The 21,065-nt window shown below is 35.1% G+C and carries 23 protein-coding genes; 19 read left to right on the top strand and 4 right to left on the bottom strand.

The window, feature by feature from the left end; translation table 11 throughout:
• Nucleotides 1–3: 3 nt before the first annotated feature.
• Nucleotides 4–960: a COX15/CtaA family protein gene (locus K332_RS0102425; RefSeq protein ID WP_026905991.1), complete on the bottom strand. Its 957-nt coding sequence runs from the start codon at nucleotides 958–960 to the stop codon at nucleotides 4–6.
• A gap of 990 nt (nucleotides 961–1,950) precedes the next feature.
• Here K332_RS0102425 and coxB point away from each other — a divergent pair.
• The 7 genes from coxB (at nucleotide 1,951) to K332_RS0102470 (ending at nucleotide 8,790) form a co-directional block, all read left to right on the top strand.
• Nucleotides 1,951–3,012 (top strand): cytochrome c oxidase subunit II, encoded by a 1,062-nt coding sequence (coxB, locus tag K332_RS0102435; protein WP_026905993.1) that lies wholly within the window; start codon nucleotides 1,951–1,953, stop codon nucleotides 3,010–3,012.
• Nucleotides 3,013–3,044: 32 nt separating this feature from the next.
• Nucleotides 3,045–4,895 (top strand): cytochrome c oxidase subunit I, encoded by a 1,851-nt coding sequence (gene ctaD, locus K332_RS0102440; protein ID WP_026905994.1) that lies wholly within the window; start codon nucleotides 3,045–3,047, stop codon nucleotides 4,893–4,895.
• A gap of 1 nt (nucleotide 4,896) precedes the next feature.
• Entirely contained in the window at nucleotides 4,897–5,520 is a 624-nt protein-coding gene (locus K332_RS0102445) for a cytochrome (ubi)quinol oxidase subunit III (protein WP_026905995.1), read from the top strand.
• A 3-nt stretch (nucleotides 5,521–5,523) separates the two neighbouring features.
• The gene (ctaF, locus tag K332_RS0102450) at nucleotides 5,524–5,838 is read left to right on the top strand and encodes a cytochrome c oxidase subunit IVB (protein ID WP_026905996.1); all 315 of its coding nucleotides are present in this window, start codon (nucleotides 5,524–5,526) and stop codon (nucleotides 5,836–5,838) included.
• A 173-nt stretch (nucleotides 5,839–6,011) separates the two neighbouring features.
• The gene (gene ctaG, locus K332_RS0102455; protein WP_026905997.1) at nucleotides 6,012–6,932 is read left to right on the top strand and encodes a cytochrome c oxidase assembly factor CtaG; all 921 of its coding nucleotides are present in this window, start codon (nucleotides 6,012–6,014) and stop codon (nucleotides 6,930–6,932) included.
• A 66-nt stretch (nucleotides 6,933–6,998) separates the two neighbouring features.
• On the top strand, nucleotides 6,999–7,454 hold the full coding sequence (locus K332_RS0102460) for a DUF420 domain-containing protein (protein ID WP_026905998.1): 456 nt from the start codon (nucleotides 6,999–7,001) through the stop codon (nucleotides 7,452–7,454).
• Nucleotides 7,455–7,657: 203 nt separating this feature from the next.
• A protein-coding gene (locus K332_RS0102470; protein ID WP_425414437.1) for an IS3 family transposase occupies nucleotides 7,658–8,790 on the top strand; the annotation gives its coding sequence in 2 pieces (ribosomal slippage) (nucleotides 7,658–7,940 and nucleotides 7,940–8,790; 1,134 coding nt in all).
• Between the two features lie 307 nt (nucleotides 8,791–9,097).
• On the opposite strand, the gene K332_RS0102475 is transcribed toward K332_RS0102470, so the two are convergent.
• A complete protein-coding gene (locus K332_RS0102475; protein WP_026906001.1) occupies nucleotides 9,098–9,463 on the bottom strand; it encodes a YugN family protein in 366 nt (121 codons plus the stop codon).
• Nucleotides 9,464–9,727: 264 nt separating this feature from the next.
• Here K332_RS0102475 and K332_RS0102480 point away from each other — a divergent pair, with 264 nt between their 5' ends.
• The 7 genes from K332_RS0102480 (at nucleotide 9,728) to coaD (ending at nucleotide 14,260) form a co-directional block, all read left to right on the top strand.
• A complete protein-coding gene (locus K332_RS0102480; RefSeq protein WP_026906002.1) occupies nucleotides 9,728–10,798 on the top strand; it encodes a CAP domain-containing protein in 1,071 nt (356 codons plus the stop codon).
• A 100-nt stretch (nucleotides 10,799–10,898) separates the two neighbouring features.
• Nucleotides 10,899–11,294, top strand: coding sequence for a YlbD family protein (gene ylbD / locus K332_RS0102485; RefSeq protein WP_026906003.1), 396 nt, complete (start codon nucleotides 10,899–10,901; stop codon nucleotides 11,292–11,294).
• A gap of 8 nt (nucleotides 11,295–11,302) precedes the next feature.
• Nucleotides 11,303–11,536 carry a YlbE-like family protein gene (locus K332_RS0102490; protein ID WP_026906004.1) on the top strand — a complete coding sequence of 78 codons (234 nt, stop codon included), beginning with the start codon at nucleotides 11,303–11,305 and terminating at the stop codon, nucleotides 11,534–11,536.
• A 56-nt stretch (nucleotides 11,537–11,592) separates the two neighbouring features.
• Nucleotides 11,593–12,027, top strand: a complete 435-nt coding sequence (locus K332_RS0102495; RefSeq protein WP_026906005.1) for a YlbF/YmcA family competence regulator — start codon at nucleotides 11,593–11,595, stop codon at nucleotides 12,025–12,027.
• Nucleotides 12,028–12,103: 76 nt separating this feature from the next.
• The gene (locus K332_RS0102500) at nucleotides 12,104–12,379 is read left to right on the top strand and encodes a YlbG family protein (protein WP_026906006.1); all 276 of its coding nucleotides are present in this window, start codon (nucleotides 12,104–12,106) and stop codon (nucleotides 12,377–12,379) included.
• Between the two features lie 663 nt (nucleotides 12,380–13,042).
• Nucleotides 13,043–13,594: a 16S rRNA (guanine(966)-N(2))-methyltransferase RsmD gene (gene rsmD / locus K332_RS0102505; protein WP_026906007.1), complete on the top strand. Its 552-nt coding sequence runs from the start codon at nucleotides 13,043–13,045 to the stop codon at nucleotides 13,592–13,594.
• 183 nt (nucleotides 13,595–13,777) lie between these two features.
• Nucleotides 13,778–14,260 (top strand): pantetheine-phosphate adenylyltransferase, encoded by a 483-nt coding sequence (coaD, locus tag K332_RS0102510; RefSeq protein ID WP_026906008.1) that lies wholly within the window; start codon nucleotides 13,778–13,780, stop codon nucleotides 14,258–14,260.
• 47 nt (nucleotides 14,261–14,307) lie between these two features.
• Here the strand turns inward: coaD and ylbJ are convergent, their stop codons facing one another.
• A complete protein-coding gene (ylbJ, locus tag K332_RS0102515) occupies nucleotides 14,308–15,516 on the bottom strand; it encodes a sporulation integral membrane protein YlbJ (RefSeq protein ID WP_026906009.1) in 1,209 nt (402 codons plus the stop codon).
• A gap of 236 nt (nucleotides 15,517–15,752) precedes the next feature.
• On the opposite strand from ylbJ, the gene K332_RS0102520 reads away from it, so the two are divergent.
• A complete protein-coding gene (locus tag K332_RS0102520) occupies nucleotides 15,753–16,775 on the top strand; it encodes a SepM family pheromone-processing serine protease (protein ID WP_026906010.1) in 1,023 nt (340 codons plus the stop codon).
• A 59-nt stretch (nucleotides 16,776–16,834) separates the two neighbouring features.
• On the opposite strand, the gene K332_RS0102525 is transcribed toward K332_RS0102520, so the two are convergent.
• Nucleotides 16,835–18,049, bottom strand: a complete 1,215-nt coding sequence (locus K332_RS0102525; RefSeq protein ID WP_026906011.1) for a nucleotidyltransferase — start codon at nucleotides 18,047–18,049, stop codon at nucleotides 16,835–16,837.
• 181 nt (nucleotides 18,050–18,230) lie between these two features.
• Between K332_RS0102525 and K332_RS0102530 the strand changes: the two genes are divergently transcribed.
• The 4 genes from K332_RS0102530 (at nucleotide 18,231) to K332_RS0102545 (ending at nucleotide 20,384) form a co-directional block, all read left to right on the top strand.
• Entirely contained in the window at nucleotides 18,231–18,752 is a 522-nt protein-coding gene (locus K332_RS0102530; RefSeq protein ID WP_026906012.1) for a YceD family protein, read from the top strand.
• Between the two features lie 47 nt (nucleotides 18,753–18,799).
• Complete coding sequence (rpmF, locus tag K332_RS0102535; protein ID WP_026906013.1) at nucleotides 18,800–18,973, top strand: 50S ribosomal protein L32; 174 nt, start codon at nucleotides 18,800–18,802, stop codon at nucleotides 18,971–18,973.
• Nucleotides 18,974–19,047: 74 nt separating this feature from the next.
• Nucleotides 19,048–19,812, top strand: a complete 765-nt coding sequence (locus K332_RS0102540) for an enoyl-CoA hydratase/isomerase family protein (RefSeq protein WP_036687854.1) — start codon at nucleotides 19,048–19,050, stop codon at nucleotides 19,810–19,812.
• Between the two features lie 92 nt (nucleotides 19,813–19,904).
• Entirely contained in the window at nucleotides 19,905–20,384 is a 480-nt protein-coding gene (locus tag K332_RS0102545; protein WP_026906015.1) for an RsfA family transcriptional regulator, read from the top strand.
• Nucleotides 20,385–21,065: the final 681 nt, after the last annotated feature.

A 21,065-nucleotide genomic window follows, 5' to 3' on the forward strand; every position in this document is an offset into this window, starting at 1 on the left:
TTTTTATTTAATAATTGAACTTACAGTTTCTACGTCTTCGTCATTATTCTTTTCCATTGCTGCACTTCTTGTTGATAGGAGAATGAAATAACTTAGCATTCCAAAGTAACAAGTTATAACAAGTGCATGCATTAGAGCAACTGCTAGGTTTAATAAGGTAAATATAATCAGTGCACCAAATAAAACTTGTAGGGAAATAAGACTAACTGTTGTGATCCATCCCCAATACATTACTTTACTATTACGGTAGTTTTTAATCATTCTTATGAAAAGTGCTATAGTCCAGATGAATAAAATACCAGCTGCTAAGCGATGTCCCATTTGAATCCACTGTTCAAAGCTATAAGAAGCAAAATCAAGTGGGGCTGTATTGGAACAAAATGGCCAATCACCACAAACTAAATTCGCATTTATGTGCCGGACTAATGCCCCGGTGTAGACAACTATTAACGTATAAATAGTCAAAGCATAAATCTCTATTCGATGCTTCTTTTTAATATGTAATGATGAGGCATCAAATTTCTTATCAATCTCAAATATTAATAACATTAATAGGAATATTGCTGCGAATGAAATTAAGGAAATACCAAAATGTGCAGCAAGTACAAAGTCCGATTGTCCCCATATAACAGCTGCAGCCCCTATTAGGCCTTGGAGTACAAGAAATATTACTGATAATAATGACAGAAATTTGACTTCCCTAATGTTGCCAATATGTTTCCACGATAAGAAGGCTAATATAAGAACAATAAATCCTACAGATCCTGAAACTAACCGATGACTTAACTCTATTATTAATTCCATATCTATTTCAGATGGAATTAATTCCCCTTTACATAGTGGCCAACTATCACCACAACCATCTCCAGACTCTGTTTTAGTAACTAATGCACCACCTATTAGTACGAAAGTCATTCCTATGACGGCTAGAACCGAGAGCCATTTTAATATTCTAATCATAAACCATTATCCTCACTTTATATCCTGTTGTGTTTTTCTACAGATATTTATCGAAAGTTAACTAGCTTTATGCTCCTCACTTCAAGAATTACAGAAAAACTATGAAAGCAGAGTGGGGGAGGGCAGCCGTAAACACTCGATTCGTTTGACTAACATTAAGCGGAGCAAGAACAAAGCACACACTGAATGAAGTTTCACTTTATGATATCAATATTAATAATAAACTTTATTCTTACTATAAAGCAAATTATATTCAAGTTAAAACTGCAATTGACACATAATTGTTAAACATTAGACGCAATTGAATAAGGAACTAATGGAAATAGTAAAAAAACCTTGCAAACTTTTTCATTGTCTGCTAGAAATAGTATAGGGGATATTCTGTAAATTTTCGAGTACTTCTGGTTTTGATTACATAGACGATGATTGAATTGTAAAGAAGGCAATTTAGCCTTTTATTTGTTTGTAACAAAAGGTTCACAAAATTGTCAGAAGTTATCGATCGAATTCGACAGATTTCCACCTGGGGGCAAATAGATTGTAAGATTGAACCGTGATACAATTGGCATAACATACCCTGATGTAACAGTAACATATAAGTTAAAGTGAAGGTTGCTTGTTTTATATGTTTCTTTTTATTTTGAGGTTAAAAGGGGGGTATACAGGATGGTTTTTTAAAAGAGACAACTTCCTCAAAAAAATGGGAGATGCTATTGTACTTGCGGAAATAAAAAAACAATTTTCAGTTTTTATCATGAAAATGCTTACAAAAAAGAAAAAAAGTACTTGCCTTTATCATTACTTTCCTTTTAGATACAATAATTTTGACTTTTTTAGGTATATTAAATATAGTCAACAGTTTTTGCCAAAAGGAATGGTTAGGGTGACTAAAGGGGAAGAGTAGAAAAAATTGCTTTCCTATTTAATAATCAAGATCCTTACTAAATTACCTATATAAGGAAGGAAAAATAGAAAGAGAGGTATAAACACATGAAAGGTTGGATGGGAAAATTTAAGGTATTTTCTCTGTTAGGTTTTGTAGCACTGTTTCTATCAGCCTGTGGTAAGGAAAACTTAACAGCATTAGATCCAAAAGGTTATGGTGCCGATAAGGCAATGGATTTAATTATTTTACCTACTGTTATCATGTCTTTTGTTTTACTTATCGTTATGGTTCTATTAGTTCTAGCTCTTATTAAATTCCGTAAGAAAAAAGGGCAAGAAGATTTTATACCTAAACAAGTAGAAGGAAACAAGACTCTAGAAACAGTTTGGACAGTTATTCCGATTTTACTTTTAATCATTATTGCAGTTCCAACACTTATTTATGAATTTGATTTAGCTGACGATGCGGATGCTAGTGATTCTTTAAATATTAATGTTACAGGAAACCAATACTGGTGGCATTTTGATTATGAGGGTCTGGATATCCAAACAAGTCAGGATGTTTATATACCTGCAGACTCAAAAGTTTATTTTAATATGAAATCATCTGACGTAATCCATTCTTTCTGGGTACCGACACTTTCGGGTAAATTGGATGTAAACCCTGAAAACGAAAATACGTTCTACATCAATGCATATGAAGAGGGAGTTTATTGGGGTAAATGTGCAGAGTTCTGTGGACCTTCTCACTCTTTAATGGACTTTAAAGTTGTAGTAGTAAGTCAAGAAGAGTTTGAACAATGGGTTGCGGACATGCAAAACTTTGATCCTGAAACTGCTGAACCTGCAACAGATACAGCAGCACAAGGTAGAGATCTATTCGAACAAAACAACTGTATTAGTTGTCATGCAATCGGTTCATCACCTGCAGCAATTGGTCCAAACTTAACTAACTTTGGAGACCGTACGAAACTAGCTGGTGTAGAAGATATGACAAAAGAAAAACTTGTTGAATGGATTGTAAATCCTGAATTAATCAAACCAGGAAATAAAATGACTGGAGCATATCCAAAGGTTAGTGATGAAGATGCAGAACTTATTGCAGAATATTTATTGCAATTAAAGCCATCTGAAATCACAATCGAGAGTGCTGGTGGATTAAAATAGGGCTTATAGATTGAAAAAGGGAGGTTTATTTTGTGAGTACAGTAACTGCTCAGAAAACAAGCTTCGCTGCCGTATTATGGGATTACTTGACAACTGTTGACCATAAAAAAATAGGTAAACTATATCTTTATGGTGGAGGTTTCTTTTTCCTACTCGGTGGATTAGAAGCTATGCTAATACGTATCCAATTAATCAAACCGGAGAATGACTTTATGTCAGCTGGTTTGTACAATGAAATGATTACTATGCATGGTACGACAATGATTTTCTTTGCGGCCATGCCATTATTACTAGGCTTAATGAATGCAGTCATGCCACTCCAAATTGGAGCACGAGACGTTGCGTTTCCATTCGTTAATGCTTTAGGTTTTTGGTTATTCCTTTTTGGGGGAATCATGTTAAACGTAAGTTGGTTCACGGGTGCTCCTGATGCTGGTTGGACTGCTTATGCACCACTTTCAGCGACTTCACCTGGGCATGGTGTTGATTATTACGTACTAGGTTTACAAATATCTGGTGCCGGAACATTAATGGGAGGTATTAACTTCCTAGTAACAATAGTAAATATGCGTGCACCTGGTATGACTTACATGCGTATGCCGTTATTTACATGGACAACGTTCGTTGTTAGTGTACTAATTTTATTTGCATTCCCAGCTTTAACAGTCGGTCTATTCTTGTTAATGTTTGACCGTATGTTCGATTCAGCGTTCTTTGATGTAGCGCTTGGAGGAAACAGTATCATTTGGCAGCACTTATTCTGGATCTTTGGTCACCCAGAAGTTTATATCCTGATTTTACCGGCGTTCGGTATCTTTAGTGAAATTTTTGCCACATTCTCAAGGAAACGTTTATTTGGATATACTGCAATGGTATTTGCAACTATCCTAATCGCATTTTTAGGATTTATGGTATGGGCTCACCATATGTTTACAGTTGGTATGGGACCTGTTGCAAACTCAATCTTTGCTATAGCTACAATGGCAATTGCGGTTCCTACAGGTATTAAGATTTTCAACTGGCTCTTAACATTATGGGGCGGTAATATTACGATTAACTCAGCAATGCTTTGGTCATTGGCATTCATTCCTTCATTTACAATTGGAGGTATGACTGGAATAATGGTTGCTACTTCAGTAGCAGACTACCAATATCATGATACGTACTTTGTTATCGCACACTTCCACTATGTAATTGTGGGTGGGGTTGTATTTGGTATTTTGGCTGCATTACATTATTGGTGGCCTATTATGTTTAGAAGAGTTCTTAATGAGAGGCTTGGAAAATGGGCATTCTGGAACTTCTTCATTGGATTTCATTTAACTTTCTTTATCCAACACTTCTTAGGGCTAATGGGTATGCCACGCCGTTACTGGGTGTTCCTGGAGGACCAAGGTTTGGATACAGGTAACTTTATAAGTACGATTGGCGCAGTGTTTATGACCATAGGAGTAATTTTATTCCTATATAATGCTTTCTACAGCTGGTTTAAAGGTGATCCTGCACCACAAGATCCATGGGATGCACGTACTTTAGAGTGGGCTGTTGAATCACCAACACCACATTACAACTTTAAGCAACTTCCATTAGTACGTGGTTTAGATGCATTATGGATTGAAAAAATGGAAGGTAATGGTAAGCTTACACCTGCGGAACCACTTGGAGATATTCATATGCCGAATGGATCTATTCTTCCATTCTTAATATCATTAGGATTCTTTATTGCAGGTTTTGGATTCATTTATCAAACGGTTACTGATGTAGCCTACATCTTCTTATTTGGTGGTATGGGGTTAGCATTAGCTTGTATGCTAGTTCGTTCATTGAAGGATGACCATGGTTACCATATCACGAAAGAAGAACTAGAAAAGGAGGCTGACTAATATGAGTCACGATCATTCCTTAAACCCTGAAGTTATGCCACAGCATCCTGAGAAGGCAACCCTTGAAGGTAAGAACAAATTCCTAGGATTATGGTTTTTCCTAGGTGGAGAAACAGTTCTATTTGCTAGCCTTTTTGGTACGTATCTTGCATTGAAAAACTCAACTGCAGGTGGTGCAACATCAGAGGAACTTTTCGGATTAGAATTAGTATTTCTTATGACAATGCTACTTTTAACTAGTTCTTTAACAAGTGTATACGCAATGTATCACATGAAAAATAACGATTTTAAAAAGATGCAATTGTGGTTAGGTATTACAGGACTACTAGGTATCGGATTCCTTGGCTGTGAGATTTATGAGTTCTATCATTATATCCATGAATTTGGATTTACTTTCCGCTCTTCTGCTTTTGGATCTGCTTTCTATACACTGGTTGGATTCCACGGAGGGCACGTTTTATTTGGTCTTTGTTGGTTATCCGCTATTATGATTCGAAATGCAAAACGTGGATTAAATCTTTACAACGCACCGAAGTTCAATACATTTAGTCTATATTGGCACTTTATTGATGTTGTATGGGTATTCATCTTCACAGTGGTATACCTAATGGGGAAGGTGGCGTAAACTATGACTAATAACACCAAATCCAATGAATTTCAAAGACAACAAAATAAAGAAGAAATGAAAAAGCAGTTAATTACCTTTGCCACAATGATCCTATTTACAATCATTGCATTTTTGATTGTGGGCTCTGGTATAATGAGTAAAATGCTTGCTATTCCATTATTACTAGTTCTTGCACTAATACAAGTAGCATTTCAGTTCTATTATTTCATGCACATGAAGGATAAAGGTCATGAATTAGCATCTGTAATGATATACGGTGGAGTGTGGGCGGCTATCTTAACAGTGTCTGCACTTAGCTTAGTAATTTGGTGGTAGTAAAAATTTGGATCGGGGAATGTGTATCCCCGGTCCTATTTTATTTGGTAGTTAGGAAATTTTAACTATCTACTATATATTTAAAAAGTTGTCATATTAAACCGGTGTTTCTGTATGGAATTTAGGTTATAATTAAAAGGATAGATAATAGGATAACTATGGAGTGAATTACAATGTGGCTTAATTTACAATTATTCGGGTTTCGTGCATTATGGAGTCCTTATTTCTTTTTATTCGTTATTTCGTTAGGTGTTATATATTTCTTAATTACTGGGCCGCTTCGTTATAAATTTGGAGTTGAAGAAAAGCCAACGATAAAACAGCAATGCTTTTTTTATCTAGGCTTGGTATTACTCTATATTGTAAAAGGTTCGCCTATTGATTTATTAACTCATATAACTCTTACTGCACATATGATTCAAATGGCGATATATTTAATTGTTTTTCCGATACTTATGATTAAAGGTATTCCAGTGTGGATATGGGAAAAAGTACTTCTTAAACCAGTAATTAAACAAATAATGAAATTACTAACTTTCCCACTAGTTTCAATTATATTATTTAATGGATTATTTTCTATGTATCACCTACCGTTTATATTTGACTTAACCAAATCATCACCTGTATTTCATACATCCTTTCATTTAGTATTATTGATTGCTGGTTTCTTAGTTTGGTTTCCAATTATGTCACCACTTAAGGAATTTGCTCAAATTACACATCCACTTGGTAAGATTTTTTATATCTTTGGAAATAGTGTATTAATCACTCCAGCCTGTGTATTGATAATTTTTTCAGACGTACCATTGTTTGCGGCTTACAGTTCAAATGGAGCTTGGATTCAAGCATTAGCATTATGTGTACCTGGTGATGTTCTATCAAGTCTTGCGTCTTCATTCCAGATTACAGGCCCTGAAATGTTTTCATCGATGAGTACATTAGAAGATCAACAGCTTGGCGGAATTATTATGAAGATTATGCAGGAAATAATTTATGGATCTATTTTAGCAAAAGTATTTTATTCTTGGTTTAGTCCGGAAACATTAAAGATTGACCCATTACCGGCAACTGTTCCAACAAATGATGTAAATTAAATAGGGAGAGAAGGGAGAGAAAAGAAAGATTCTCCTTTCTCATATTAGTAGGAGAGGAATAGTATCATGGCAATTTTACCTACGATTAGTACTTTTTTTATTTTTCTTAGTGCTGTTTTAGTTGCAATTGGATGGAGATTTATCGTTACAGATAGACCAAAGGCACATAAAAAAACGATGGTAGCTGCGGCGATAAGTGCCTTATTGTTCTTTATTATTTATATGTCACGTACAATTTTCATTGGAAATACAAGCTTTGGTGGACCTGAAGAATTGGAAATTTATTATACGGTATTTTTAATTTTTCATATTACGTTAGCGACGACTGGAGCAGTTTTTGGCATTGTAACGCTATTTTTAGCCTTCAAGCGCAATATTACTAAACATCGCAAAATAGGACCTATAACTGCAGTAATTTGGTTTGGTTCGGCTATTACAGGTATAGCAGTATATTTCTTACTTTATGTATTCTTTGATGGTGGTCAAACAACAAGTCTAATAAAAGCAATTTTAGGTATATAAAAGAAGTGGTAGCGTAATTGCTACCACTTCTTTTTTCATTTCATTAAATTGTTGAGAGACGTTCCAAAATTCATATAAAACTATTCATTTGTACAACTTTGTTTAGCTGTACTAGAGGGGTTTTGAATCGGTTACACTTAATTAGACAAATATTTTAAGGTCATATAAACTGAACTCAACAATAAGTCGGAGGAGAGTCAGTCATGACCAAAAGAAAAAGAAGAACTTTTACCAAAGAATTCAAAGAACAAATCGTCCAGCTACATGCTTCAGGTAAACCAAGATCCGAGATAATCAAAGAATATGAGCTGACACCGTCTTCTTTAGATCGATGGATTATTCAGTACAATGGTTCTGGTTCGTTTGAAGAAAAGGATAATCGAACACCTGAACAGGAAGAGTTAATCAAGCTACGTAAAGAGAATCAAAAACTTGCGATGGAAAACGATATTTTAAAGCAAGCCGCGCTGATCATGGGACGAAAGTAGATGTGATTCGCAATAACCGCCACAAATACTCGGTATCAGCAATGTGCGAAGTCCTGCAAATTCCACGAAGCACGTACTACTATGAAGCAAAGGAACATGATACAAAAGAGGAAGATGAACTCACAGAACTAATCATCCAGATATTCAATGAAAACAGAAAAGTCTATGGCCAGCGTAAAATTAAAAAAGAACTCAAAAAGAAAGGTTGGCAGGTCTCACGTCGTCGAATTGGTAGAATCATGAAGGCGGAAGGGGTTGTTTCTAAATATACGATTGCCCAATTTAAGCCACAAAAGTCAACTGTGAATGAATCGGACGTTGGCAATGTATTAGACCGTGAATTTACCCAAGAACAACCATTGAAAGTTGATGTCAGTGACTTGACCTATGTTCGTGTGCAACAAAAATGGCATTACATTTGTGTACTCGTTGATTTACACAACCGTGAGATCATTGGTCATAGCGCAGGTCCAAAGAAAGATGCAAAGTTGGTTCAACGCGCTTTTGCGACGGTACCATACAGTTTGAATCATCTTGGATTATTCCATACTGACCGTGGGAGCGAATTCAAAAACCAATTAATCGATGAAGCATTAACTGCATTTGGCATTGACCGATCCTTAAGCAACAAGGGTACACCATATGACAACGCAGTCGCTGAAGCAACCTTTAAAACAATTAAAACAGAGTTCGTTAAAGGGGCTGTTTTTTCTAGTCAGAAAGAGCTTGATCTGGAGCTCTTCGATTATGTCAATTGGTTTAATAACATTCGAATTCATCAATCACTTGATTACTTAACGCCAAGAGAATACAAGCACCAGAATCAGTTAGAGAGGACCGCTATCTAACTACCATGCGCCCACTTTACTTGGAGAAGAAAGCGTGATAGCCTTTTTGGCAAGCCAGCACGTTTTTAATAAGCTGGCGTTCAGGCAATCAAATCACGCCTGCAGAGGCTCAAAGTCAAGTGACAAACTGTGTGTTATATTTTCAATAAGGAACATCTTATTTAGCACTATAAAACGTTTATATTCCTTAAGAATAATGTTTAGTTTAGTGTTGACATACCATTTATCTCTTAATGAGTGTAGAGAATAAAAAACCAACTAACTCTATGAATAATGAGTAGTTGGCTTATTTTAGTTGTTATATTTATTAAGCAGTTAATTCTTTTAATTCTTCACTAACTTTTTGTAAAATCTTGTTTGCTCGCTCTACAAGGTTTGCTGGGAAGTTTTCGCCTTCTCCATACTCTACTCCATGTGGATAGTAGTGTTTACCAAGTAAAGGTGTAAGTAATTTAATCACAGCATCCTTGCGGTCCACATCCCCTTCAATAGCATAACCTTGAATGCGGATATAATATGTAACATTTTCTTCGTTGGAACCAATTTTGTAGTCATAAGTAACCCTTTCATAGTCCCATTGTCCAGCACGAATGAATGCGTGTAAGCCCATTAAATGATCAAGTGGCTTAAGATCCATTACTGTATCTTCAATTCCTAAGTTTTCTAATTTCATTTTCTCTACACCTCACATTTTTGCTCACTAAATTAATAATAGTATTATTTGTCATAAGTTGCAATGAAAATGGGAATTTTTAAGTGGGATTAAATTCGGTTAGTCATTAAATTGTAACGATTATTTTTTGTTGAAGCTGAGTAATACAAAACTGAATTAGAGAATTTTAAGATAGTTGGTCATTATTACTAGTTTCTATGCATGTTACTAAATCGTGAATCATATAGTTTAACTATAAGATTTAATAGAAGGAGCTAGAGTAAAATGCGCTGGATTCAAGTATTCGTATTATTTGTTATTGTTGTATTGATTTCATTCTTTCTTCTAGAAAAAAAGCAACTGGAACCGGAGAAGGCACTTGATAATATTAGTCATATTGTTTCACAAAAGCAAAAAGATCCTATCGACAAGCAAGTACCAGAGAATATTATTAAAAATCAAAAGTTTAAAGGTGATATCTATCATTGGATAGGTAAAGGTACATCTGAATTAACGGAAGAGCTAGGTGAACCAAAGCGAAAAGACTTAAGTAGATATGGATATACCTGGTGGGTTTATACAAATGACCAATCACAATATATCCAGTTCGGGGTGATAGATGACATAATTCAAACGGTTTATGCTACAGGTCATAATATTCCAATAGAGCCTTTAACATTTGGTGATAGTTATGAAAGTGTAAAAGCAAAACTACAATTTACAGAAGAAGTTGCGTATCGACACGGTATATCGACTTATACATTTTTTATGGACGAAGAGGATATAAAAATGCACCCACTAGTTAAACTATCGGAAAATGTATATGTACAAGTATACTTTGACACATTTACCGATCAACTCTCATCCATTCGAGTTATGACTGGAGATATTCTACTTTTGCAAAGACCTTATGAACTGCGGTATCGCGGAGGGTTACCTGAGTTACCAAAATTAACTAATAAAGAATGGAAACAAGTAGAGGAAGGTATGGAGCAACAAATATTTGATATTACAAATGTTATTCGTACAAGTTTTAATAAAAATACATTAATATGGGAAGAGGAAATCAGTCAGGTTGCCTTCTCTCATAGTAAAGACATGTCAGATGAAAATTATTTCTCCCATTACAGTCCTGACGGAGAAGGATTGAAAGAACGTCTTGAGCAACAAGAAATATATTATTTTGCTGCTGGGGAAAATATTGCAGCACAATATGTTGATGCTCCAGCCGCTGTAGAAGGATGGCTAAACAGTAAAGGACACCGTGAAGCTCTACTTCAAGAAGAGTATACACATTTAGGCGTCGGCGTTTACCGTTTGTATTATACACAAAACTTTTTAACTAAACCAAATTAATAGATTGCTTAGGACAGTGCACAGGAACCATGGAAACAGCATAAATTATACTAGTGTATGATTGCCTTAATGAAAAGCTGTTAAAATGGGGTGAAATGATATGGGTAATGACACTCTACATCCAACTATTCAAGGGTTCCGTGACTTTATAAATCAACATCCAAAGCTTCGTAAGGAAATAAGGAAATCTGGGCGTTCCTGGCAAGAGTATTATGAAAAATGGATGCTTCTAGGTGATGATGATGCGTATTGGGATGGTTTCAAAGAAGAGGATGAATCTCCATCTCAATCAGAGAATAAAGAGAAGAATAAGTCAGAGTTTCTTAATCAAGTAATGAAATATGCCGAAAATATGGATATTGACAAAGTGCAGAAACAAGTCCATCAATTAAGTGGAACAATCTCGACCATTCAAGAATTAATAGACCAGTATCAAGGGTCTAAAAAAGGACCTCGTACGGATGAACGAAATCCCTTTAGCTGGTTTAAGGATTAGTGAATACTATGGATGAAAAATTATATAATCATCTAGTTTCAAGACCAGATCTAATGAACTTTATTCGGAATAATCCGGAGTGGTATCGATATTTATCGAGGGATCCGTCTAAGGTTTCTGATATTGAACAAGAGGCCAAACGTTTTTATGGAAAGACATTTTCACAAAAAGTTGAAAAAGTGAATCAAAATGTTCAAATGGTAGGGATGCTTTTGCAATTTGCAGAAATGATGAAAGATTAATTGTTTTTCATTTTCGCCAAAAAGATGATAAACTATTGGTGGAGGTGAATAAAATTATGATAGCTACCTTAGAATATGTAACAATATTAGACAAATCTGAAATGCTAGCAGATATGGTGCTCAGCTCTGATCTTTATGAAGAGTACAAGAACGCAAAACTAGCTATGGATACAGATCCAGAGACACAGCGCTTAATAAAAGAATTCGCAGCTGTGAAAGATCAATATGAAGATGTACAGCGATTTGGTAGATATCATCCAGATTACTCTGACATAATGAAATCCGTTCGTGTGAAGAAACGAGCAATGGATTTAAATGATAAAGTTGCAACATTTAAAGTTGCAGAACGTAAATTTCAAGGTTTACTAGATGAAAAAAGTCAATATATTGCTTTTAGTGTAAGTGATCAAATTAAAGTGCCAAAGGATGGTGCAGCACTTACCGATCATGGCTGTGGACATGGTGGAGGCTGTGGATGTAAAGTATCTTAATATATGGATATTGATGTTTTGAGGTTATTCTGTTAAACTACTGAATAAATAAGCCTAAAATTGTGAGGACCTTTTCATGAGAACGAAACGCCAAGGAATCATTATTTGGTTTCAACATTCAAAAAACATAAAACAATTAAAACGACTAGGATATATAATTTATATATCAAAAAAGTTAAAGTATGCGGTTATGTATGTGGATCAAGATAAAATCGATGAAATTGAAACGAAATTATTGAAATACTCATTTGTTTCAAAGGTAGATCGTTCCTATAAACCATTTATTCGTACAGAATACGAGAATGCAAAACCTGACAAAGCCAAGCAATATGACTATAAAATGGGAATATAATACCTCTCGCCAACAGCGGGAGGTTTTTTGTTTTTTTGGAACTATTAATAGGGGAAATATTAATAGACATGCATTACATCTGAAAGATAATGAAATGGCCTTTTAGCTAAAAGATGTTTGTTTCACAGTTCAATATCTACTATATAGTAGATGTAAACAGCGCAGTAACTACTAATCATTTTATAGCTGAAATACGTGCGTTTCCATATAAAAATACGGATTTCCGCTGTTGAGGTCTAAGGGCGCGCATGACCATGCAACTAAATCAGGAAAACTGGGCCCTCGCAGACAGAACATGCGACTGATTCTGAAATATAGTCCTTATTACTGCGGACTTTATAAAGAATACCAACTAAGCTTTATCCAAATTGCGAAATAAATAAAAAAACCTGCAGAAATAATTCTGCAGGTCCCTTTGTTTTCTTGCTAGAAAACAAAAAGGCAAAGGGAGAGGAGAAACCGGAGGAGAACTTATGGGGAAGTGTAAGTCTTCTCCGTGTTTTGAAACAACCAAGCTACGCATTAGCTGTTCCATTAAGCTATTATGTACAAAGGTGAAAATAATATACATGATAAAAAATATTTCTAGAATAAATATATTCTATTTTAATACTATTTTCTTTGTGGTAGGATTGTAACGAGTGATTATTAGAGGTGAATATGATGCGTGTAATAGCTGGAATACATAAGGGAAGGCAGCTAAAGGCGGTACCAGGAAACAATACAAGGCCAACAACAGATAAAGTTAAAGAATCTATTTTTCAAATAATAGGCCCTTTTTTTCAAGGGGGAAAAGCCTTGGATTTATTTGCTGGAAGTGGTTCTTTAGGTATAGAGGCTTTGAGCCGAGGAATGGATAACTGTATTTTCGTTGATAAACATCCAAAAGCAATTCAAATCATCCGCGAGAATACGTCTCTGTTAAGATTAGAAGAACAAAGTGAGATATTTAGAGCTGATGCTTTTAGAGCTTTAGCTGCAGTAGCCAAAAGAGAACTTAGATTTGACTTAATCTTTTTAGACCCTCCATATAGTAAAATAAGCTACTTGGAATTACTAGAGACTATTATAAAAGAACAATTGCTAAATGATGAGGGTATTATTTATTGCGAGCATGATTTAAAAGATATATTACCGGAACAGGTCTCAGGACTAAGCCTAATAAAACAGTTAAAGTACGGGACTATAGGGGTAACTATCTATCAAAAGATATAATTGTTTATCGCAAGTTAACTAGCTGTCAAACCTACACTATAAGAATTCAACTATTACATAAGAGTTGTTAGTGGGGATAGGCAGCTAGAGCAACCATGATTTATTGTATTTATCATCAGTGGGGGAAAACAATCACCCTCACTAAATGCAGTTTCACTTTATACTAAACAAAGGGGTGCTAGTATGACTAAATTAGCAATTTGTCCTGGAAGTTTTGATCCTATTACTTTTGGACATTTAGATATTATTGAAAGAGGATCGAAAGTATTTGACGAAGTAATAGTAGCTGTATTCAATAATCAATCAAAAGCACCATTATTTTCTGTACAGGAAAGAATAGAGCTTATTAAACAATCGACTAAACATATACCGAATGTAAAAGTTGATTCAAGTGATGGTTTATTAATTGATTATGCAGAAGAGAAAAATGCACAAGTTATTTTAAGAGGATTAAGAGCTATCAGTGATTTTGAATATGAAATGCAAATTACAGCAATGAACCGAAAGTTAGATTCAAAGATTGAAACGTTATTTATGATGACTAATAATCAATACTCATTCCTAAGTTCTAGTATCGTTAAAGAGGTAGCTAAATATAAAGCAGATGTAACTGACTTAGTGCCTGTAGTTGTAGCAGAAGCATTAAAGAGTAAATATAAACAGTAAATTAGTGGCTGTCTAGTGGGTATTCCTAAAAGACAGCCATACTTCTATTACTGCTTATTTTTAACTCGCTTATATAATATAAGAAATGCTAATCCGAAGGCACCTATTGTAATGATAGGACCAATTTGCTCCAAAGTCATTAGTATATTTACCCACTCACTGTCTTGTTCAGGGTTTAATACAGGCATATCTTCCAGATTATAATCTTTTTTATCTAGATAGAGTGGTTTATAGAGTAAAATGGTAAGGAAGCTTGCAATAAAGCCATGTAATATGCGTGCAAAGAAATATGGATAAAAACGTATTTTACTCTTGGAAATAATACTAGCAACTTGGGCTTGGATGGAAAAACCATTAAATCCAAGAATAAAGCTGACAATTATAACACTTGATAGAAAAGGATCAACATTTTCTTTGGATACCATATTAGCCCCTAGAGTGATTTCGAAAAGTCCTGATATAAAAGGAAGTGCCAGTTCTACTGGTAAGAATAGTACATGGAAAATACTTTGGAATAGCGTTGCAATAATAGGTGTAAGCCCAATTAGAAACAACATTTTATTCAACACGGAAAATAGGATTATAAATCCCCCAACCATAACCAGTGTTTTAATGGAGTTAATGACGGCATCCCCCAAAATTTCTCCGATTGGTCGCTTATCAAGTATTCTTGTTTCATGCATGGCGCTAAAAGCCCTTTTAAGCGATATTTTACGACTCTCCTTTTTATAAGGCTTATCCATATTTTTTCCATAAAAACGCATGCAAATTCCAGTTAGAGCGTTCCCCACATAGTGACTGACTGCAAGCAGTACGCCTAATTTTACATCATGAAAAAAGCCTGCAGAAATAGCCCCAAATATAAATAAAGGACTGGAAGAGTTTGTAAAGGCAACAAGTCTCTCAGCTTCAACTTGTGTAATTTGATTTTGCTCTTTTAGTCGAACGGATATTTTTGCGCCAGTTGGATAGCCGCTAACCATCCCCATAATCCAAGCGAAGCTCCCAACGCCAGGAACATTAAAAAGTGGACGCATTATAGGTTCAAACACTACCCCCAAAAATTTAACAACCCCAAAACTAAGTAATAGTTCAGCAGTGATAAAGAAGGGTAACAGAGAGGGAAATACTACTTCCCACCACATATCTAAACCGCGGATGCTTGCCTCCAAGGCGTTACTGGGATATTTAATTAATGTAAATGCGAAGAAAAAGGTTACTGCAGCAAGTATAAACGTTTTGGATAATTGCTTCAAAAGACTGCCTCCTAGTAATTGCATAACTGTACTTATTTTTTTTATAGTAGTAAAATAAAACTAGTCTGATATTTTATTCTTTAAAACAAATAATGAATTAGACAAGTTTTAAATATCTATATCAATATACGCTCATACATTACCTGAATATGCCATACACTTTTACCCAGATAGATTATTTATATTATTTAAAGCGTTTGAAAGGCTTGAGATGTTTGCTATGGAAGGGGTCGACTATGAAGTTTTCTAAAGGGCAAGTAATTTCTTTAGTTGTAGCTGTTATCATTGCTTTTTTTCTTTCTACATACGAATTACCATATTATATTCAAAAACCAGGTGGTGCTGATGCTTTAAATCCTATTGTTCAAGTAGAGGGTGCTGACAAGAGTGAGGGAGATTTTCATCTAGTCACTGTTCGTGGGGGGCAAGCAACACCAGTTCAATTTGTCTTAGCAAAAGTTTTACCTCATCATGACATTATGGATATTAATGATATTCGTCCTGAAGGTATATCGGACGATGAGTATTTCCAAGCGCAACTTCAAATGATGGAAAACTCGCAAGAAGCGTCAACAGTGGTTGCTTATACCGCAGCAGGAAAAGAGATTACAATAGACTATAAAGGGGTCTATGTAGTCAGTGTTGCACCTGATATGCCTTCTGATGGGATCCTAGAGATGGGTGACCATATCGTCGGTATTGATGATACAGAAATTAAGGAATCAATCGATTTAATTACTTATATTGAAAATAAGAACCTTGGAGACACAGTGACATTATCTATTCTTCGTAATGAGAAGGAAATAAAAAAAGAAATTATTTTAGATATTATTGATCAGGAAACAAAACAAATTGGGATTGGAATAACACTAGTTACAGACAGAGATGTTAAAGTTAATCCGGAGGTTTCCTTTACAAGTGGAAATATCGGTGGCCCAAGTGCAGGGTTAATGTTTTCGTTAGAAATATATGATCAGCTTACTGAAGGTGATTTAACAAAAGGTCATGAAATTGCAGGTACTGGGGAAATCGACTATGAAGGTAATGTTGGTAGAATAGGTGGAATTGATAAAAAAGTAATTGCTGCAGACCGAGAGGGTGTTGATGTTTTCTTTGCACCTAATGAGGCTGGTAGAGGGGGAGACTCCAACTACGAAGTTGCTAAAAAAACGGCAGAAGAAATTAATACGGAGATGGTTATTGTTCCGGTAGATAATTTTGACGATGCATTAAATTATTTGCTTGAGGAATTAGAGTAGAGAGGACAGACCCCCAACAATGTATGTTGGGGGGGCTGTCCTATTTTGGTAAGTCATTGTCAGGGAATCCTAACTGGCCCTTTAAATTCTTGTTGCATCAATGAATACCTATTTTCACTCGGTAAAATACTATAATAAGTATTTGTAGCTCTTTCTTCAAGCTGTAGCATTGGATGTAAATCTCGAGAAAGTTTCTGGTAAATAGGAACATTCATTTCTTTTTTTATTTTATTTAGATAGTGTTGTCCTTTTTTTGTCATGCCTAAAAGACGTACATATGGAACAGATTGTGGTGTAGATAAAAGGTTAATTTCAGTTTTTTTTGTGTTCGTTAGTATATGAACAAAGATTCGCTGTATTCTTGTCCACGTATACCGTTTAGTTTTTATTCGTTCGACCCATTCATTGAATGAGTGGACATCTTTTGCTGCTTTTTTTATACGGTATTCTATTCCTTCTTCTACACCATGAATTAACCTTAGTTCCTCATAGGACATCGTAGTAACTCTGTAATGAAGGAAAGGATAATATTTTTCCCAATAATGCAATGTTTTTGCTTGATTGTTATAAACAGTTAGTTGGTCAATGGTAGCAGTAGGCATGGTGTGTTTTAATGCTGAAATGTGTATTTGGTGATCAAAAATTTGCTTTCTAATACTTGTAGCGCTAGTAATTGAACCGGTTATTTCTGTGTCGTGGTATTCATTATTTTTTCTTCGTATTGTTGAAGGTTGGATGGGTAACTTATTTTCCAAAATAGTCTTAACATAACTAAAACCAAGAATATTATTTGGTTTAGATAAATCCATTCCATCCTCCGTTAAACCAATTGCTTCATATGCAATTTTACTAGCATCTGGGAATGATTTTCCAGATTTTAAAGCTGTTTTAAGTATGCTTTGAAACATATCTTTGTTCTCAATAAATACGGAATAGCCCTGAATGAATTTTTGAATATCACCAGACTCACTTCCAAAGCAAATATTATTGACACCTAATTCATGAAGTGTCATTACAGAACCTTTAGCGAATAAATCACTACTTTCAACAGCATAGACAAATGGCAATTCAACTACAATATCAATTCCAGAGTTAAGCGCTGCTTTCGCTCGATGAAATTTATCGATAATAGCAGGCTCTCCTCTCTGCAGAAATGACCCACTCATAACAGCAATCATACAATCTGCATTTGTTACTTCCTGAGCTTCTTTAATATGATAATCGTGGCCATTATGAAAGGGGTTGTATTCTACAATTAATCCACAAATATTCATTTAAACACCCCTAATATGATTAAACAGTTTGCAAAATTATTATTTCCTGTTATGGTTGATTATAGAAAAAAGGGTCGGGGAATGCTACAAATAAGAATATTTTTATCTGCTGTAAAGAAAATATATTGACAAAAGTACATTTTCCTTTTAAAATTACTCTTGTTGCCTTGGGGTGAAATTAATGAAATTTACATTAGCGCAATTAAAGAAAAATGCTTATAACAAGCCTTTTTCATTTTCTGGTGAAGTAGATGTTTCTGAACTAGAAATAATGAATAATGACATACGAGAAATTGAACCAGTACAAGTTCAAGGTATTTGCAATATGCAAGGAGAACAGTTTTTCTTCACATTTACTATGACTGGTCAAATGATTTTGCCTTGTGCGCGTACACTTGTCGATGTTCCTTATCCATTTAAAATCGAAGCAAAAGAGATATTTACTAGCTCAGCTTATTTTGCTGATGAAGATGATTCAGAAATTCATCCAATTCATGGAGAAGTGCTTGACTTAATGCCATTTATAAAGGAAAATATTCTATTGGAGGTTCCTTTTCGAGTATTTGCTGATAACGTCGATTCAAATGAATTGATTCAACAGGGAAATGGTTGGGAAGTACTTTCAGAAAAGCCAAATGAAGTGAAAATTGATCCACGTTTTAAAAAGCTGGAGTCATTATTCAAAGATATTGAGAAAGAATAATAAATTTTATTTTTTTGTTTCTTTCGTATTTGAAGGAGGTGTAAGTCATGGCAGTACCTAAAACTAGAACTTCTAAAAAAGTTAAAAGACAACGTCGTACTCATTTCAAATTACACGTGCCTGGCATGGTAGAATGCTCAAATTGTGGAGAACTAACAAAGCCACACCATGTATGTAAATCTTGCGGGCAATATGATGGAAAAGAAGTTGTTAGCAAATAATAGGACATAAGCGAAACAGATCACAGAATATGTGGTCTGTTTTTTGCATCATAAACATAAAAGGGGGATGTCCAATGATAAAGACAATTACATATCAATTTCATCCGGAGAAGGCTTACGGCATAATCACGATTAATCGACCTGAGAAGCGGAATGCAATATCAATGGAAATGGCCGAGAGTCTATTGCAGGTGCTTGAAAAAGCAAATAATGATCCTTTGAAATTTCTAGTTGTGACTGGAGCTGGAAACAGGATGTTTTGTGCTGGTGGGGATTTAACAGATTTACATGGAGACCTTTCTGTCGCTGATGCAGAGACTAGTCTTTTAAAGATGATGGAAGTATTACATCGACTAGCAGTTTTTAAAGTACCAACAATTGCTTTATTGAATGGTGGTGCTGCAGGAGGAGGTTGTGAAATCGCTTCTGCATGTGATATTCGAATTGCAAAAAGTGGTACAAGGTTTGGATTTGTTCAAACAAATCTGGGTATTATTCCTGGCTGGGGCGGAGGAGTACTATTAGCCAAACGAGTACATCCCAGTTTTGCATATCAGTGGATTATGGAAGGTACTATATATGATGTGAAAACTTTAGAAATGAAAGGCTGGATTCATAGAGTTGTAAATGAAAATGAGTGGGAGAATACGGACAAACTATTAAAATCTTATTTAACTAAATCTTATAGGCAGATGCAAATATTAAAAAGTATATTCCTAGAAGAAATAGGTGTAATAGGCTTAAAAGATACCATGCAAAAAGAAGTGGAAAAATGTGCAACACTATGGGATTCAGAAGAGCATAAAAATGCAGTGTTAGCATTTTTAAATCGAAGCTAGAGAAGAGAATAATTTGGAAAATTATTATAAAGAGTATTCTATCACTCCTACTTTGTGCATACATTGGTAGCAAAGAGATAAGGAGTGATGTTATGAATGCGACAAGGCAAGACGCCTGGACTGAAGATGAAGACATTATACTAGCCGAGACAGTACTTCGTCATATAAGAGAAGGAAAAACGCAACTTGAAGCCTTTAAAGAGGTAGCAAAGCAATTATCAAGAACTTCTGCAGCATGTGGGTTTAGATGGAATGCAACTATTCGTAAAGAGTACCAAGAACAAATACAACGTGCTAAAGAAGAACGTAAACTTGGTGGGAGAAAAACAATTTGGAACTTTGATGATTCACAAGTAACTCCTGAAAAAGATACAATAGAATCAGCAATAATGTTACTTGAGAAGATGAAATCAAATTTTGCGGAACATCAGGATTTAGCAAAAAAAGAGCAAGAAAAACTTTTAAAACAATTGGAAGAAGAAAATAAAAAGTTGAAATTGCAATTACAACGGTATGAAAATGCATGGCAAGAAATGGGTAATCTTTGGAATTGGATTAAAGATAAAAATTAACAGCTATTATATTATAAACGCAAGATAAAAGAGGCTTATCGTTATGATTAGCCTCTTTGAAGTTTAATAAAGCTATGTATTTTTTAGAATTAATTTAAACAAATAGTTGAAGGAAACTGCGCGGTAACTTTGTGTAGTACTTACACGAACAAAAATACTAGTGAAGTGTATTGTGACCGCTCCGGCAGAATACTCCGCTTTTACTTCCAGCACAGGGGCGACATCTGTTCGAAAAAACCTCACAGTGTCTACCTTGCCGCGGGCACGGCCTCAGCCTCCTCGCGGAAAGACCACCGCTGCGGGGTCTTCGGACACGTGCTGTTCCCGCAGGAGTCTCCGTATTCTGCCTACGCTACAGTTGTTTTTCTATTCTTGGGTTGTGTGTTGTTTTTTTTTTTATATAAATTAAGATCGACAATCCCAATTTATTCTATACTAGCTCCGTAAATTCACGGAGACTCCTATGGGAGGATAGGTATAGGTGAGACCCCGCAGTGCGAAGCACGAGGAGGCTCAACAGCCGCCTTAGGATGCGCGAAGTGTATTTCCGGAGCGGGTATGATGCGCTACAAAAAAATTATTAATTACCACCCTATACAAACTGCGCCTAAAAAGTCTTTAATAGATTCAACTTCTCTCATTTTGGTTAATAATTGAAATTAATTATGAAAGGGCCTTCAT

The sequence above is a fragment of the Paucisalibacillus globulus DSM 18846 genome, from assembly GCF_000482485.1.
GTDB lineage: Bacteria > Bacillota > Bacilli > Bacillales > Amphibacillaceae > Ornithinibacillus > Ornithinibacillus globulus.

Excerpts from the sequence above, each read along its gene's own strand:
- K332_RS0102425 (WP_026905991.1), bottom strand. The coding sequence starts at position 960 with ATGATTAGAATATTAAAATGGCTCTCGGTTCTAGCCGTCATAGGAATG.
- coxB (WP_026905993.1), top strand. The coding sequence starts at position 1,951 with ATGAAAGGTTGGATGGGAAAATTTAAGGTATTTTCTCTGTTAGGTTTT.
- K332_RS0102445 (WP_026905995.1), top strand. The coding sequence starts at position 4,897 with ATGAGTCACGATCATTCCTTAAACCCTGAAGTTATGCCACAGCATCCT.
- ctaF (WP_026905996.1), top strand. The coding sequence starts at position 5,524 with ATGACTAATAACACCAAATCCAATGAATTTCAAAGACAACAAAATAAA.
- ctaG (WP_026905997.1), top strand. The coding sequence starts at position 6,012 with ATGTGGCTTAATTTACAATTATTCGGGTTTCGTGCATTATGGAGTCCT.
- K332_RS0102460 (WP_026905998.1), top strand. The coding sequence starts at position 6,999 with ATGGCAATTTTACCTACGATTAGTACTTTTTTTATTTTTCTTAGTGCT.
- K332_RS0102475 (WP_026906001.1), bottom strand. The coding sequence starts at position 9,463 with ATGAAATTAGAAAACTTAGGAATTGAAGATACAGTAATGGATCTTAAG.
- K332_RS0102480 (WP_026906002.1), top strand. The coding sequence starts at position 9,728 with ATGCGCTGGATTCAAGTATTCGTATTATTTGTTATTGTTGTATTGATT.
- ylbD (WP_026906003.1), top strand. The coding sequence starts at position 10,899 with ATGGGTAATGACACTCTACATCCAACTATTCAAGGGTTCCGTGACTTT.
- K332_RS0102490 (WP_026906004.1), top strand. The coding sequence starts at position 11,303 with ATGGATGAAAAATTATATAATCATCTAGTTTCAAGACCAGATCTAATG.
- K332_RS0102495 (WP_026906005.1), top strand. The coding sequence starts at position 11,593 with ATGATAGCTACCTTAGAATATGTAACAATATTAGACAAATCTGAAATG.
- K332_RS0102500 (WP_026906006.1), top strand. The coding sequence starts at position 12,104 with ATGAGAACGAAACGCCAAGGAATCATTATTTGGTTTCAACATTCAAAA.
- rsmD (WP_026906007.1), top strand. The coding sequence starts at position 13,043 with ATGCGTGTAATAGCTGGAATACATAAGGGAAGGCAGCTAAAGGCGGTA.
- coaD (WP_026906008.1), top strand. The coding sequence starts at position 13,778 with ATGACTAAATTAGCAATTTGTCCTGGAAGTTTTGATCCTATTACTTTT.
- K332_RS0102520 (WP_026906010.1), top strand. The coding sequence starts at position 15,753 with ATGAAGTTTTCTAAAGGGCAAGTAATTTCTTTAGTTGTAGCTGTTATC.
- K332_RS0102525 (WP_026906011.1), bottom strand. The coding sequence starts at position 18,049 with ATGAATATTTGTGGATTAATTGTAGAATACAACCCCTTTCATAATGGC.
- K332_RS0102530 (WP_026906012.1), top strand. The coding sequence starts at position 18,231 with ATGAAATTTACATTAGCGCAATTAAAGAAAAATGCTTATAACAAGCCT.
- rpmF (WP_026906013.1), top strand. The coding sequence starts at position 18,800 with ATGGCAGTACCTAAAACTAGAACTTCTAAAAAAGTTAAAAGACAACGT.
- K332_RS0102540 (WP_036687854.1), top strand. The coding sequence starts at position 19,048 with ATGATAAAGACAATTACATATCAATTTCATCCGGAGAAGGCTTACGGC.
- K332_RS0102545 (WP_026906015.1), top strand. The coding sequence starts at position 19,905 with ATGAATGCGACAAGGCAAGACGCCTGGACTGAAGATGAAGACATTATA.